Here is a 13,805-nt window from a genome sequence, read left to right as displayed (position 1 = left end):
GGATATCCCCCAAAGAAGGCGCAAAGCGAAATAGGCCGATATTGTAGCCGCGCCTGAACAACTTATCCACATGAGATGCGGCTACGGACACAAGCAAAATCAAGATGTTAATGACTGTGCCGATTGTCGGATAAGCGCGCCGCGAGCCTTGTGGATAACAGCTGGATGACCCAGGGGATGAGCCTGGTGATCAGCCTGTGGAAAAATCGGCTGTGGAAAAACAACCATCCTGTCCCCAGCTTTCCAACCGTCGGGACACAAGCCACCCACCAGTTCCAGACAGGGTTTTCATTCTCCAGGAACCTGATAGCCCGTGGCCTCCAGCAAGTTATTCACAGGCAACGCGCTCAACAGTCATAATCAAAGCATCTATCTTTCAAAAGAGAATTTCGCCTTTTCTCTATTCAATTTGTATCCGGTGCTGGTTGGAAATTGACCTGACCGCCTGATTTCACTAGAATCGCCGGTCTCTTTAAACGGGGTCACTGCGACCTCATGTCGTCAAACCCAGGTACCGAATCATGAAACGTACTTTCCAACCCAGCACCCTCAAGCGCGCTCGCGTCCACGGTTTCCGCGCTCGCATGGCCACCAAGAACGGTCGTCAGGTTCTGTCGCGTCGCCGCGCCAAGGGCCGCAAGCGTCTGACCGTCTGATTTGTCCGACACAGGTGGTGAGTCAAGGCTTCGACCGGGATAAGCGTCTTCTGACAGCCCGGCAATTCACCGCAGTCTTCGACTCCCCCACCTCCAAGGTTCCCGGCAAGCACATCCTGCTGCTGGCGCGCGAAAACGGTCTCGATCATCCCCGCCTCGGCCTGGTGATCGGCAAGAAGAACGTCAAGCTCGCCGTCGAGCGTAACCGCCTCAAACGCCTTCTCCGCGAATCCTTCCGCCATCACCAGCAGAAGCTGGCCGGCCTGGATATCGTGGTCATCGCGCGCAAGGGCCTCGGCGATCTGGAGAATCCGGAACTGCACCAGCAGTTCGGTAAGCTCTGGAAGCGCCTGTTACGCAATCGGCCCAGCCCGGAACCCACGACAGAATCTCCGGGAGTGGCCGACAGTTCCCATGCGTAGACTGGCGCTGTTACTGATCCAGTTTTACCGCTACGCCATCAGTCCCATGATGGGCAGGCACTGTCGTTTCTACCCCAGCTGTTCCTGCTACGCGCAGGAAGCCATCGAAACCCATGGCTTCCTGCGTGGTGGCTGGCTGGCCGCTCGTCGCCTCGGCCGCTGCCACCCCTGGCACCCCGGTGGTTATGATCCGGTACCGCCAGACCCATCCAAGCCCGCCCCTTCCTCGACGGCCGAGTAACCATGGACATCAAACGTTCAATCCTATTCGTCGCCCTGGCAATCGTGTCCTACGCGCTGGTCCTCCAGTGGAACAAGGACTACGGCCAGCCTGAACTGCCAGCGCAGACCGCGACCTTCAACCAGACCGAAGGCCTGCCGGACACGTCAGTACCTGCCGGCGGCGCGACCAATGCCGACGTACCGACCGCCCAGAATGCCCAGGCGACCCTGCCCACCGAGCAGAAACCGGCGGCCGTCAGCGACCAGCTGATCCGCGTGAAGACCGACGTGCTGGACCTGGCCATCGACCCGCGCGGCGGTGATGTGGTGAAACTGGGCCTGACCCAGTACCCGTTGCGCCAGGACCGCCCGGACGTGCCGTTCCCGCTGTTCGAGCGTGATCAGCAACGCACCTACCTGGCCCAGAGCGGGCTGACCGGCGCCAATGGCCCGGATGCCGCCGCCGGTGGCCGCCCGCTCTACGCCTCTGCCAAGCCCGTCTACGAACTGGCCGACGGCCAGGAGCAGATGGTGGTCGACCTGACTTATGCACAGGACGGCATCAGCTACATCAAGCGCTTTACCTTCCATCGCGGCCTGAAAGGCGACTGCACCGAGAAGGAAAAAGCCCAGAAGAAGCTCGAGTGCATCAACCCCGATGCCTATCAGGTCGGCGTGAGCTACCTGATCGACAACCAGAGCGACAAGCCGTGGAACGCTTCGCTGTTCGCCCAGCTCAAGCGTGACGCCAGCGTCGATCCGTCCTCCACCACTGCCACCGGTGTGTCGACCTACCTTGGCGCCGCGGTCTGGACTCCTGAAAAGCCCTACGTGAAAGTGTCCATGAAGGACATGGACAAGGAGCAGTTCAAGGAATCCGTCCAGGGCGGCTGGGTTGCTTGGCTGCAGCACTACTTCGTGACCGCCTGGGTGCCCGCCAAGGGCGACACCCACAACGTGATGACCCGCAAGGACGCCCAGGGCAACTATATCGTCGGCTACACCGGTCCCAACCTGACCGTTGCCCCCGGTGCCAAGGGCGAAACCAGCATGACCCTGTATGCCGGTCCCAAGCTGCAGAAGTACCTGGGCGAGCTGTCCCCGGGCCTGGAGCTGACCGTCGATTACGGCCCGCTGTGGTTCATTGCCCAACCGATCTTCTGGCTGCTGCAACATATCCACAACCTGGTCGGTAACTGGGGCTGGTCGATCATCCTGCTGACCGTCGTCATCAAGCTGGCCTTCTTCCCGTTGTCCGCCGCCAGCTACCGCTCGATGGCCCGCATGCGTGCCGTGTCGCCGAAGATGCAGGCACTGAAGGAACAGCACGGCGACGATCGCCAGAAGATGTCCCAGGCGATGATGGAGCTGTACAAGAAGGAGAAGATCAATCCGCTGGGCGGCTGCCTGCCGATCCTGGTGCAGATGCCGGTCTTCCTGTCCCTCTACTGGGTACTGCTGGAAAGCGTCGAGATGCGCCAGGCGCCGTGGCTGGGCTGGATCGTCGACCTCTCGGTGAAGGATCCGTTCTTCATCCTGCCGATCATCATGGGCGCCACCATGCTGGTCCAGCAGATGCTCAACCCGACGCCTCCGGACCCCATGCAGGCGAAGGTCATGAAGCTGATGCCGATCATCTTCACCTTCTTCTTCCTGTGGTTCCCGGCCGGTCTGGTGCTGTACTGGGTTGTGAACAACTGCCTGTCCATTGCACAGCAGTGGTACATTACCCGCCGGATCGAAGCTGCGACAAAGAAGGCTTCCGCCTGATACCGCGACCGTAGACGATCGACAAGACGCCCCCTCGTGGGGCGTTTTGCTATGTGGATAACTTTGCTTTCCCGCGAGCCACGAACACAACCGCGAGACCGCCGACATGAATGCAGCCCGTGAAACCATCGCCGCCGTCGCCACCGCCCAGGGCCGTGGTGGGGTCGGCATCGTCCGCGTCTCCGGTCCCCGCGCCCGTGCTATGGCCATCACCCTGAGCGGCCGCGAACCACAGCCACGCTACGCCCACTACGGACCGTTCCACGCAGACGATGGCGATGTCATCGACGAAGGGCTGCTGCTGTTCTTCCCTGGGCCGAACTCTTTTACCGGCGAAGACGTGCTGGAACTGCAGGGCCACGGCGGCCCGGTGGTAATGGACATGCTCCTGCAGCGCTGCCTGGAACTGGGCGCCCGCCAGGCCCGCCCTGGCGAGTTCAGCGAACGCGCCTTCCTCAACGACAAGCTCGACCTGGCCCAGGCCGAGGCCATCGCCGACCTGATCGAGGCCAGTTCGGCCCAGGCTGCACGCAACGCCGTGCGTTCGCTGCAGGGCGAGTTCTCGCGCCGCGTACACCACCTGACCGACCAACTCATCCAGCTGCGCATGTACGTCGAGGCAGCCATCGACTTCCCCGAGGAAGAGATCGACTTCCTCGCCGACGGCCACGTTCTTTCGCAACTGGATGGCGTACGTGCCGAACTGGCGACCGTGCTGCGCGAAGCCGGCCAGGGCGCGCTGCTGCGCGATGGCATGAGCGTGGTGATCGCCGGACGTCCCAACGCCGGCAAATCGAGCCTGCTGAACGCCCTGGCGGGCCGTGAAGCGGCCATCGTCACCGATATCGCCGGTACCACCCGCGATGTATTGCGCGAACATATCCACATCGACGGCATGCCGCTGCACATCATCGATACCGCCGGCCTGCGCAGTACCGACGACCATGTGGAAAAAATCGGTGTGGAACGCGCGTTGAAGGCCATCAACGAGGCAGATCGCGTTCTACTGGTGGTGGACTCCACCGCCCCCGAGGCCTGCGATCCCTTCGCACTCTGGCCGGAGTTCCTCGACAGCCGGCCTGATCCCGCCCACGTGACCCTGATCCGTAACAAGGCTGATTTATCCACAGAGAGCATCGGCCTCGAGGAGAGCGCCGATGGCCACGTCACCATCACCCTGTCCGCCCGCTCGGGCAATGGCCTGGACCTGCTGCGCGAGCACCTGAAAGCCTGCATGGGCTTCGAACAGACCGCGGAAAGCAGCTTCAGCGCCCGTCGGCGCCATCTGGAAGCCCTGCGCCAGGCCGGTAGCAGCCTCGAACACGGTCGCGCCCAGCTCACCCTGAGCGGCGCCGGCGAACTGCTGGCTGAGGACCTGCGCCAGGCTCAACAGGCCCTGGGGGAAATCACCGGAGCCTTCACACCTGACGATCTGCTGGGCCGCATCTTCTCCAGTTTCTGCATCGGCAAGTAATCCACAGCACAGACTTTCGACACCGGTGACGGATTCATTCCGTCGCCGCGACTGCTCCTGCCCGATGACTTTCTTCCAGAACGGCTATCCACAGCCATGAAATGCGGGCAAGCCCCTTCATTGCTAGCTTTCAAAGCATTCCAGATGTATTTCACAGGCATCCGCGAACCCTGTGGAAAACTAACGTACAGCTACGTTGAAAACCCCCCTCTCAAGCCGTGGATAAATCCACCTGTTGATAACGTGATGCTTAATCCACAGGCTAGAAACCGGAGATCCCCCGTCGCCTGACAGCATCGACACAGGGTTGTTATGCCGTGAAAGACTGATGGAACATGGCCTCAAGATGGTTATCCACAGAAATCGGCTTCACCATACATAAACACAAGCTCTAAAAAGATTTAAAAAAGTTCCTCTCTTTTATTTTCTATAGAAGCCTTCAGTACCGATTGGCTATTTTTTGTTCAGGTGCCTTCAATCGAAAGCCCTTAACCCCTATACTGTCCGGCTCTCTCTATTTCTCCTTGATCGACAGGCACGAGGTGCGTGGTGGATTTCCCTTCCCGTTTTGACGTGATCGTGATCGGCGGCGGCCATGCCGGCACTGAGGCCGCACTCGCGGCCGCACGCATGGGCGTGAAGACGCTGCTGCTCACCCACAATGTGGAAACCCTTGGCCAGATGAGCTGCAACCCCGCCATCGGTGGGATCGGCAAAAGCCATCTGGTCAAGGAAATCGATGCGCTGGGCGGTGCCATGGCACTGGCCACCGATAAAGGCGGCATCCAGTTCCGCGTGTTGAACAGCCGCAAGGGCCCGGCAGTCCGTGCCACTCGCGCCCAGGCTGACCGCGTTCTCTACAAGGCCGCCGTGCGTGAGATCCTGGAGAACCAGCCGAACCTGTGGATATTCCAGCAGGCCTGCGATGACCTGATCGTCGAACAGGATCAGGTGCGCGGCGTCGTGACCCAGATGGGTCTGAAATTCCATGCGGATAACGTCGTCCTCACCGCCGGCACTTTCCTTGGCGGACTTATCCACATCGGTCTGGAGAACTACTCCGGTGGCCGTGCCGGTGATCCGCCCTCGATCGCCCTGGCGCGCCGCCTGCGCGAGCTGCCACTGCGTGTCGGCCGTCTGAAGACCGGTACTCCGCCGCGTATCGACGGCCGCAGTGTCGATTTCAGCGTGATGACCGAGCAGCCCGGCGATACGCCGATCCCGGTGATGTCCTTCCTGGGCAACAAGGAAATGCATCCGCGCCAGGTCAGCTGCTGGATCACCCATACCAACTCGCGGACCCACGAGATCATCGCCTCCAACCTCGATCGCTCGCCGATGTATTCCGGCGTGATCGAAGGGGTCGGCCCGCGCTACTGCCCATCGATCGAAGACAAGATCCATCGCTTCGCCGACAAGGACAGCCATCAGGTCTTCCTCGAGCCGGAAGGCCTGACCACCCATGAGCTGTACCCGAACGGCATCTCCACTTCGCTGCCCTTCGACGTGCAGCTGGATATCGTCCGTTCCATTCGGGGCATGGAGAACGCCCATATCGTTCGCCCCGGCTACGCCATCGAGTACGACTACTTCGATCCGCGCGATCTGAAGTACAGCCTGGAGACCAAGGTCATCGGCGGCCTGTTCTTCGCCGGCCAGATCAACGGCACCACCGGCTACGAAGAAGCCGGCGCCCAGGGCCTGCTCGCCGGTACCAACGCCGCATTGCGCTCGCAAGGCCGTGACAACTGGTGCCCGCGCCGCGACGAGGCCTACATCGGCGTGCTGGTCGACGACCTGATTACCCTCGGCACCCAGGAGCCGTACCGCATGTTCACGTCGCGCGCCGAATATCGGCTGATTCTGCGCGAAGACAACGCGGACCTTCGCCTGACCGAGAAGGGCCGCGAGCTGGGCCTGATCGACGATGCCCGCTGGGCGGTGTTCGAAGCCAAACGCGAAGGCATCGAGCGTGAAGAACAGCGCCTGAAGAGCACCTGGGTTCGCCCGAACACGCCCCAGGGCGACGCCATCGCCGAGCGCTTCGGTACTCCGCTGGCCCATGAATACAACCTGCTGAACCTGCTGGCCCGCCCGGAAATCGACTACCTCAGCCTGGCCGAAGTGATCGGTGCTGGCGCGGAAGATCCGCAGGTCGCCGAGCAAGTGGAAATCCGCACCAAGTACGCCGGCTACATCGACCGCCAGCAGGAAGAGATCGCTCGCCTGCGTGCCAGCGAAGACACCCAGTTGCCTGTGGATATCGATTACCAGACCATTTCCGGTCTCTCCAAGGAGATCCAGCTGAAGCTGGGCAATGCCCGTCCGCAAACCCTGGGACAGGCCGGGCGCATCCCCGGCGTCACGCCGGCGGCGATCTCCCTGCTGCTGATCCATCTGAAGAAGCGCTCCTCCGGTCGTCAACTGGAGCAAAGCGCCTGATGTCCCTGGTCACTGCCCGCCATGCCGACGAACTCGCGCGTGGCATCCAGACGCTCGGCCTGGATATCGACGCTGCCGCCCAGCAGCGCCTGCTGGATTACCTGGCCCTGCTGGCCAAATGGAACAAGGCCTACAACCTCACTGCCGTGCGCGATGTGGATGAAATGGTTTCCCGCCACCTGCTCGACAGCCTGAGCATCGTTCCGCAGTTCGAAGCGGCCGGCGGCGAGCGCTGGCTGGACGTAGGCAGCGGCGGCGGCATGCCCGGCATCCCGCTGGCCATCCTGTTCCCCGGCAAATCCCTGACCCTGCTGGACAGCAACGGCAAGAAGACCCGCTTCCTCACCCAGGTGAAGCTGGAGCTCAAGCTCGACAACCTGCAGGTTATCCACAGTCGGGTGGAAGCCTTCCAGCCCGAGCAGCCGTTCAACGGTATCGTCTCCCGGGCTTTCAGCAGCCTCGAAGACTTCACCAACTGGACACGTCACCTCGGCGACACCCAGACCAACTGGCTGGCCATGAAAGGCGTACACCCCAGCGACGAGCTCGCGGCACTCCCGGAAGATTTCCGGGTCGAAGCCGAACACGCTCTGGCGGTGCCGGGTTGCCAAGGCCAGCGCCATCTGCTGATACTGCGCCGCATTGCATGACGGGGAGTGGGGAAAACCATGGCTAAGGTATTCGCGATCGCCAACCAGAAAGGCGGCGTCGGCAAGACCACGACCTGCATCAACCTCGCCGCATCGCTGGTAGCCACCAAGCGCCGCGTGTTGCTGCTCGACCTCGATCCACAGGGCAACGCCACCACCGGCAGCGGTGTGGATAAGTTGTCATTGGAGCATTCCATCTATGACGTGCTGACCGGCGAATGCGATCTGGCCCAGGCCATGCAGTTCTCCGAGCACGGCGGCTACCAGCTGCTGCCCGCCAACCGCGACCTCACCGCTGCGGAAGTGGTACTGCTGGAGATGGACATGAAGGAGCATCGCCTGCGCCAGGCGCTGGCGCCGATCCGCGAGAACTACGATTACATCCTCATCGACTGTCCGCCGTCGCTGTCGATGCTGACCGTCAACGCCCTGTCCGCCGCGGATGGCGTGATCATTCCGATGCAGTGCGAGTACTACGCGCTGGAAGGTCTGACCGACCTGATGAACAGTATCCAGCGCATCGCCGAGCGGCTGAACCCGGCGCTGAAGATCGAAGGCCTGCTGCGGACCATGTACGACCCGCGCATCAGCCTGACCAACGATGTCAGCGCGCAACTGCAGGAACACTTCGGCGACAAGCTCTATACCACCGTGATCCCGCGCAACGTGCGACTGGCCGAGGCACCCAGCTTCGGCATGCCGGCGCTGGTCTACGACAAGCAATCCCGCGGTGCCCTCGCCTACCTGGCGCTGGCCGGCGAGCTGGTGCGTCGCCAGCGCGCCGCCCGCACCACCGCCCCCGCCTAAGATTAAGGAACCCGCATGGCCGCCAAGAAACGAGGTCTCGGACGCGGGCTGGACGCCCTGCTCAGTGGCTCCAGCGCCGCTACCCTGCAGGAAGAAGCCGTTCAGGTCGACGACAAGGAACTCCAGCACCTGCCGCTGGACCTGATCCAGCGTGGCAAGTACCAGCCGCGCCGCGACATGGATCCCCAGGCCCTGGAAGAACTCGCCCAGTCCATCAAGGCCCAGGGCGTGATGCAACCGATCGTGGTGCGCCCGATCGACAAGGGCCGCTACGAGATCATCGCCGGCGAGCGCCGCTGGCGTGCCAGCCAGCAGGCCGGCCTGGACAAGATCCCGGCGATGGTTCGCGAAGTGCCGGACGAAGCCGCCATCGCCATGGCGCTGATCGAGAACATCCAGCGCGAGGACCTCAACCCCATCGAGGAAGCCGCCGCGCTGCAACGGCTGCAGCAGGAGTTCCAGCTGACCCAGCAGCAAGTCGCCGACGCCGTGGGCAAATCCCGCGTGACCGTGGCCAACCTGCTGCGCCTGATCGCCCTGCCGGACGAGATCAAGACCCTGCTGTCCCACGGCGACCTGGAAATGGGCCATGCCCGCGCCCTGCTCGGATTGCCCGAGAATCAGCAGGTCGAGGGTGCGCGACATGTTGTCGCACGCGGCCTCACCGTGCGCCAGACCGAAGCCCTGGTGCGCCAATGGCTCAACGCCCCGACGGAACCTGTCAAACCGGTCAAGAGCGACCCGGACATCAGCCGTCTGGAACAGCGCCTGGCCGAGCGCCTGGGCGCTCCGGTGCAGATTCGCCACGGACAGAAGGGCAAGGGCCAGTTGGTGATCCGCTACAACTCCCTCGATGAACTCCAGGGTGTTCTCGCCCACATACGCTGATACGAACGTAGCATGTAGGGGTCGTCGGAAATCACTACCTGACGGTTGAACGGGTATGCCGCGCCCCCTATACTCTGCGCGCAATTTTGTCGGCACAAAGTATGCCAAGTTGTTGATTTGCGAAGCCGACGCCAGAGGACTGTGAGACAGATGGAACCCCGCAAGCCCGATCGCCTGCCCTTCCATCAACAACCGGCTTTTCGCCTGTTGCTCGTCCAACTGGTGGTGCTGCTGCTCGGTGCAGCGACCCTGTGGTTCGTCCAGGGATCGGTCGCAGGCTATTCCGGCCTGTTGGGTGGCCTGATTGCGTGGTTGCCGAATCTGTACTTTGCTCGCAAGGCGTTCCGTTACAGCGGCGCCCGCTCTGCCCAGCTGATCGTCCGGTCTTTCTATGCCGGTGAAGCCGGGAAACTGATTCTGACGGCAGTGCTCTTTGCACTGGCGTTCGCAGGTGTGAAGCCGCTGGCGCCCCTGGCGCTGTTCGGCCTCTACCTGCTGACCCTCGCGGTCAGCTGGTTTGCACCCCTGCTGATGCGAAACACATTTACAAGACCTTAGAGCGATTGAGGCAAACATGGCAGCAGAAAGCGCTTCGGGTTACATCCAGCACCACTTGCAGAACCTGACCCTGGGTCGTCTGCCGGATGGTTCCTGGGGGTTCGCCCACACCGCCGAACAAGCCAAGGAAATGGGCTTTTGGGCATTCCACGTTGATACCCTGGGTTGGTCCGTATTCCTCGGCCTGGTGTTCATCCTTATCTTCCGCATGGCGGCCAAGAAGGCTACCAGCGGTCAACCCGGCGGCCTGCAGAACTTCGTTGAAGTTATGGTGGAGTTCGTCGACGGCAGCGTGAAGGACACCTTCCACGGCCGTAACCCGCTCATCGCACCGCTGGCGTTGACCGTGTTCGTCTGGATCTTCCTGATGAACCTGATCGACCTGGTGCCCGTGGACTTCCTGCCGCTGGCGGCCCAGGCGGTCACCGGCAACGAGCACCTGTTCTTCCGCGCCGTGGCCACCACCGACCCGAATGCCACCTTCGGCATGTCGATCGCGGTGTTCGCGCTGATCATCTTCTACAGCATCAAGGTCAAGGGTATCGGCGGCTTCCTCGGCGAACTGACCCTGCACCCGTTCCACAGCAGCAACATGGTGGTCCAGATCATCCTGATCCCGGTGAACTTCCTGCTCGAGTTCGTGACCCTGATCGCCAAGCCGGTATCCCTGGCACTGCGTCTGTTCGGCAACATGTACGCCGGCGAGCTGATCTTCATCCTGATCGCCGTGATGTTCGGTTCCGGCATCCTCTGGCTGGGCGGCATGGGCGTCGTGCTGAACTGGGCGTGGGCCGTGTTCCACATCCTGATCATCACCCTGCAGGCCTTCATCTTCATGATGCTGACCATCGTCTACCTGTCGATGGCCCACGAAGACAGCCACTGATCCAAAAGATTCTGTACGCCCCCTCTCCTGGTGGGAGGGGGTGAAAGAAGTTTCACCACTTAACTTGCTTCACCTTTAACCAACACGACAAAAAGTCGGGAGGAAAAATGGAAACTGTAGTTGGACTCACTGCTATCGCCGTTGCTCTGCTGATCGGTCTGGGCGCTCTGGGTACCGCCATCGGCTTCGGCCTGCTGGGCGGCAAGTTCCTGGAAGGCGCTGCTCGCCAGCCGGAAATGGTTCCGATGCTGCAGGTGAAAATGTTCATCGTCGCCGGTCTGCTCGACGCCGTGACCATGATCGGTGTTGGTATCGCTCTGTTCTTCACCTTCGCTAACCCGTTCATTGCTCAGGTTGCCCAGTAATTTCCGCAGTGCGGAAATCTGTGACTGAACAACGAACGAGCGAGGTATTGGCGTGAACATTAATGCAACTCTGATCGGCCAGGCCATCGCGTTCGCCATCTTCGTCATCTTCTGCATGAAGTTCGTATGGCCGCCGGTCATCGCGGCTCTGCACGAGCGTCAGAAGAAGATCGCCGACGGCCTGGACGCTGCCAACCGCGCGGCTCGTGACCTGGAACTGGCCCACGAGAAAGCGGGTCAGCAACTGCGCGAAGCCAAGGCTCAGGCAGCCGAAATCATCGAGCAGGCGAAGAAGAGCGCTAACCAGATCGTTGACGAAGCCCGTGATCAGGCCCGTGCCGAAGGTGATCGCATGATTACCCAGGCCAAGGCTCAGATCGAGCAGGAACTCAACAGCGTCAAGGACGCCCTGCGTGCCCAAGTGGGTGCCCTGGCTGTCTCCGGCGCCGAGAAGATCCTGGGTGCTTCGATCGATGCCAACGCGCAAAAGCAGCTGGTTGATCAACTGGCCGCCGAGATCTAAGCAGAGGGCGATATGGCAGAACTGACCACATTGGCTCGTCCATACGCGAAGGCGGCTTTCGAGTACGCCCAGGCTCATCAGCAACTGGCCGACTGGTCCGCTGCTCTGGGTGTGCTGGCTGCAGTGTCGCGGGACGACACCGTGCGCCAGCTGCTCAAGGAGCCCCAGCTGACCGCGGCAGCCAAGGCTGACGCGCTGATCGACGTGTGTGGCGACAAGCTCAATGCTCCGGCCCAGAACTTCGTCCGGACTGTGGCTGAAAACAAGCGGCTCGACCTGCTGCCGACCATCTTCGTGATGTTCGAGCAACTCAAGGCCGAGCAGGAAAAGCTGGTCGAGGTCGAGGTCACCAGTGCCTTCGTCCTGGACCAGGAACAGCAGGACAAACTCGCCAAGGCTCTCAGCGCCCGGCTCAGTCGCGAAGTGCGACTTCATGCGTCGGAAGACGCGAGCCTGATCGGCGGCGTGGTGATCCGCGCCGGTGACTTGGTAATCGATGGCTCGGTGCGCGGCAAGCTCGCGAAACTGGCCGAAGCGTTGAAATCTTGAGTTTGAAGGGGCAGCGGCATGCAGCAACTCAATCCTTCCGAAATTAGTGAAATCATCAAGGGGCGCATCGAGAAACTCGACGTCGCCTCGCAAGCGCGCAACGAAGGCACCATCGTCAGTGTTTCCGATGGCATCGTGCGCATCTTCGGTCTGGCCGACGTCATGTACGGCGAGATGATCGAATTCCCGGGCGGCGTCTACGGTATGGCGCTGAACCTGGAGCAAGACTCCGTCGGTGCTGTGGTACTGGGTGAATACCAGGACCTCAAAGAAGGCATGAACGCCAAGTGCACCGGCCGCATCCTGGAAGTACCGGTTGGTCCGGAACTGCTGGGTCGCGTCGTCGATGCCCTGGGTAACCCGATCGATGGCAAAGGCCCGATCGATGCCAAGCTGACCGACGCCGTCGAGAAAGTGGCGCCGGGCGTGATCTGGCGTAAGTCGGTAGACCAGCCGGTTCAGACCGGTTACAAGTCGGTCGACGCCATGATTCCGGTAGGCCGTGGCCAGCGCGAGCTGATCATCGGTGACCGTCAGATCGGTAAGACCGCCCTGGCCGTCGACGCCATCATCAACCAGAAAGACAGCGGCATCCGCTGCGTCTACGTTGCCATCGGTCAGAAGCAATCGACCATCGCCAATGTCGTACGCAAGCTGGAAGAGAACGGTGCCCTGGCCAACACCATCGTGGTCGTTGCCAGCGCCTCCGAATCCGCTGCTCTGCAGTACCTGGCGCCGTACTCCGGCTGCACCATGGGCGAATACTTCCGCGACCGCGGTGAAGACGCCCTGATCGTGTACGACGACCTGTCCAAGCAGGCCGTTGCCTACCGCCAGATCTCCCTGCTGCTGCGCCGTCCGCCGGGCCGTGAAGCCTACCCGGGCGACGTGTTCTATCTCCACAGCCGTCTGCTGGAGCGCGCTTCCCGCGTTTCCGAAGAGTACGTCGAGAAGTTCACCAACGGCGAAGTGAAAGGCAAGACCGGTTCCCTGACCGCCCTGCCGATCATCGAAACCCAGGCCGGTGACGTTTCCGCGTTCGTACCGACCAACGTGATCTCCATCACCGACGGTCAGATCTTCCTGGAAACCTCCATGTTCAACTCGGGTATCCGTCCGGCCGTCAACGCCGGTATCTCGGTATCCCGTGTGGGCGGCGCGGCCCAGACCAAGATCATCAAGAAGCTGTCCGGCGGCATCCGTACCGCGCTGGCCCAGTACCGTGAACTGGCGGCCTTCGCCCAGTTCGCCTCGGACCTGGACGACGCGACCCGCAAGCAGCTCGAGCATGGTCAGCGCGTTACCGAGCTGATGAAGCAGAAGCAGTACGCGCCGATGTCCATCGCCGAGATGTCGCTGTCCCTGTATGCCGCCGAGCGTGGCTTCCTGCAGGACATCGAGATCGCCAAAGTGGGCGCCTTCGAACAGGCGTTGATCGCCTTCTTCCAGCGCGAGCATGCTGCTCTGCTGGCGAAGATCAACGAGAAGGGTGACTTCAACGACGAAATCGACGCAGGCATCAAGGCCGGCATCGAGAAGTTCAAGGCCACCCAAACCTGGTAAGCCGCAGCGGGGGTCGGTAACGACCCCCGC

Annotated in this window: 15 protein-coding genes; all 15 read left to right on the top strand. The window is 61.7% G+C overall.

Going from position 1 to position 13,805, the window contains the following annotated elements; translation table 11 throughout:
- Positions 1–521 precede the first annotated feature (521 nt).
- The 15 genes from rpmH to atpA all read left to right on the top strand — a co-directional run bounded on the left by rpmH (position 522) and on the right by atpA (position 13,775).
- Positions 522–656: a 50S ribosomal protein L34 gene (gene rpmH, locus H681_RS25445; RefSeq protein WP_003100258.1), complete on the top strand. Its 135-nt coding sequence runs from the start codon at positions 522–524 to the stop codon at positions 654–656.
- Positions 657–670: 14 nt separating this feature from the next.
- Positions 671–1,078 (top strand): ribonuclease P protein component, encoded by a 408-nt coding sequence (rnpA, locus tag H681_RS25440; protein WP_015479780.1) that lies wholly within the window; start codon positions 671–673, stop codon positions 1,076–1,078.
- Positions 1,071–1,319, top strand: a complete 249-nt coding sequence (gene yidD, locus H681_RS25435; RefSeq protein ID WP_015479779.1) for a membrane protein insertion efficiency factor YidD — start codon at positions 1,071–1,073, stop codon at positions 1,317–1,319. The genes rnpA and yidD overlap by 8 nt, the downstream gene beginning before the upstream one ends.
- Positions 1,320–1,321: 2 nt before the next feature.
- Entirely contained in the window at positions 1,322–3,070 is a 1,749-nt protein-coding gene (gene yidC, locus H681_RS25430) for a membrane protein insertase YidC (RefSeq protein WP_015479778.1), read from the top strand.
- 106 nt (positions 3,071–3,176) lie between these two features.
- Complete coding sequence (mnmE, locus tag H681_RS25425) at positions 3,177–4,544, top strand: tRNA uridine-5-carboxymethylaminomethyl(34) synthesis GTPase MnmE (protein ID WP_015479777.1); 1,368 nt, start codon at positions 3,177–3,179, stop codon at positions 4,542–4,544.
- A 549-nt stretch (positions 4,545–5,093) separates the two neighbouring features.
- Positions 5,094–6,986 (top strand): tRNA uridine-5-carboxymethylaminomethyl(34) synthesis enzyme MnmG, encoded by a 1,893-nt coding sequence (gene mnmG, locus H681_RS25420; protein ID WP_015479776.1) that lies wholly within the window; start codon positions 5,094–5,096, stop codon positions 6,984–6,986.
- Positions 6,986–7,636, top strand: coding sequence for a 16S rRNA (guanine(527)-N(7))-methyltransferase RsmG (gene rsmG / locus H681_RS25415; protein WP_015479775.1), 651 nt, complete (start codon positions 6,986–6,988; stop codon positions 7,634–7,636). Before mnmG ends, rsmG begins: the two co-directional genes overlap by 1 nt.
- Positions 7,637–7,654: 18 nt before the next feature.
- Complete coding sequence (locus tag H681_RS25410; RefSeq protein ID WP_015479774.1) at positions 7,655–8,443, top strand: ParA family protein; 789 nt, start codon at positions 7,655–7,657, stop codon at positions 8,441–8,443.
- Positions 8,444–8,458: 15 nt separating this feature from the next.
- The gene (locus H681_RS25405) at positions 8,459–9,331 is read left to right on the top strand and encodes a ParB/RepB/Spo0J family partition protein (protein WP_015479773.1); all 873 of its coding nucleotides are present in this window, start codon (positions 8,459–8,461) and stop codon (positions 9,329–9,331) included.
- A gap of 150 nt (positions 9,332–9,481) precedes the next feature.
- Positions 9,482–9,889 carry a F0F1 ATP synthase subunit I gene (locus H681_RS25400; protein WP_015479772.1) on the top strand — a complete coding sequence of 136 codons (408 nt, stop codon included), beginning with the start codon at positions 9,482–9,484 and terminating at the stop codon, positions 9,887–9,889.
- A 16-nt stretch (positions 9,890–9,905) separates the two neighbouring features.
- On the top strand, positions 9,906–10,775 hold the full coding sequence (gene atpB / locus H681_RS25395; protein ID WP_015479771.1) for a F0F1 ATP synthase subunit A: 870 nt from the start codon (positions 9,906–9,908) through the stop codon (positions 10,773–10,775).
- Between the two features lie 107 nt (positions 10,776–10,882).
- The gene (gene atpE, locus H681_RS25390) at positions 10,883–11,140 is read left to right on the top strand and encodes a F0F1 ATP synthase subunit C (protein WP_003457994.1); all 258 of its coding nucleotides are present in this window, start codon (positions 10,883–10,885) and stop codon (positions 11,138–11,140) included.
- A gap of 52 nt (positions 11,141–11,192) precedes the next feature.
- Positions 11,193–11,663: a F0F1 ATP synthase subunit B gene (locus H681_RS25385; RefSeq protein WP_015479770.1), complete on the top strand. Its 471-nt coding sequence runs from the start codon at positions 11,193–11,195 to the stop codon at positions 11,661–11,663.
- Positions 11,664–11,675: 12 nt separating this feature from the next.
- Positions 11,676–12,212 carry a F0F1 ATP synthase subunit delta gene (locus H681_RS25380; RefSeq protein ID WP_015479769.1) on the top strand — a complete coding sequence of 179 codons (537 nt, stop codon included), beginning with the start codon at positions 11,676–11,678 and terminating at the stop codon, positions 12,210–12,212.
- Positions 12,213–12,230: 18 nt separating this feature from the next.
- Positions 12,231–13,775, top strand: coding sequence for a F0F1 ATP synthase subunit alpha (gene atpA, locus H681_RS25375; protein ID WP_015479768.1), 1,545 nt, complete (start codon positions 12,231–12,233; stop codon positions 13,773–13,775).
- The last annotated feature ends 30 nt before the right edge of the window (positions 13,776–13,805 follow it).

This window comes from Pseudomonas sp. ATCC 13867 (assembly GCF_000349845.1).
Taxonomy (GTDB): Bacteria; Pseudomonadota; Gammaproteobacteria; order Pseudomonadales; family Pseudomonadaceae; genus Pseudomonas.
Note: the sequence above shows the minus strand (reverse complement) of the source record. Positions and strands in the feature narration are given on the sequence as shown.

Bases quoted from the DNA above. Each gene is read 5' to 3' on its own strand.
- rpmH (WP_003100258.1), top strand. From the start codon at position 522: ATGAAACGTACTTTCCAACCCAGCACCCTCAAGCGCGCTCGCGTCCAC.
- yidD (WP_015479779.1), top strand. From the start codon at position 1,071: ATGCGTAGACTGGCGCTGTTACTGATCCAGTTTTACCGCTACGCCATC.
- yidC (WP_015479778.1), top strand. From the start codon at position 1,322: ATGGACATCAAACGTTCAATCCTATTCGTCGCCCTGGCAATCGTGTCC.
- mnmE (WP_015479777.1), top strand. From the start codon at position 3,177: ATGAATGCAGCCCGTGAAACCATCGCCGCCGTCGCCACCGCCCAGGGC.
- rsmG (WP_015479775.1), top strand. From the start codon at position 6,986: ATGTCCCTGGTCACTGCCCGCCATGCCGACGAACTCGCGCGTGGCATC.
- H681_RS25410 (WP_015479774.1), top strand. From the start codon at position 7,655: ATGGCTAAGGTATTCGCGATCGCCAACCAGAAAGGCGGCGTCGGCAAG.
- H681_RS25405 (WP_015479773.1), top strand. From the start codon at position 8,459: ATGGCCGCCAAGAAACGAGGTCTCGGACGCGGGCTGGACGCCCTGCTC.
- H681_RS25400 (WP_015479772.1), top strand. From the start codon at position 9,482: ATGGAACCCCGCAAGCCCGATCGCCTGCCCTTCCATCAACAACCGGCT.
- atpB (WP_015479771.1), top strand. From the start codon at position 9,906: ATGGCAGCAGAAAGCGCTTCGGGTTACATCCAGCACCACTTGCAGAAC.
- atpE (WP_003457994.1), top strand. From the start codon at position 10,883: ATGGAAACTGTAGTTGGACTCACTGCTATCGCCGTTGCTCTGCTGATC.
- H681_RS25380 (WP_015479769.1), top strand. From the start codon at position 11,676: ATGGCAGAACTGACCACATTGGCTCGTCCATACGCGAAGGCGGCTTTC.
- atpA (WP_015479768.1), top strand. From the start codon at position 12,231: ATGCAGCAACTCAATCCTTCCGAAATTAGTGAAATCATCAAGGGGCGC.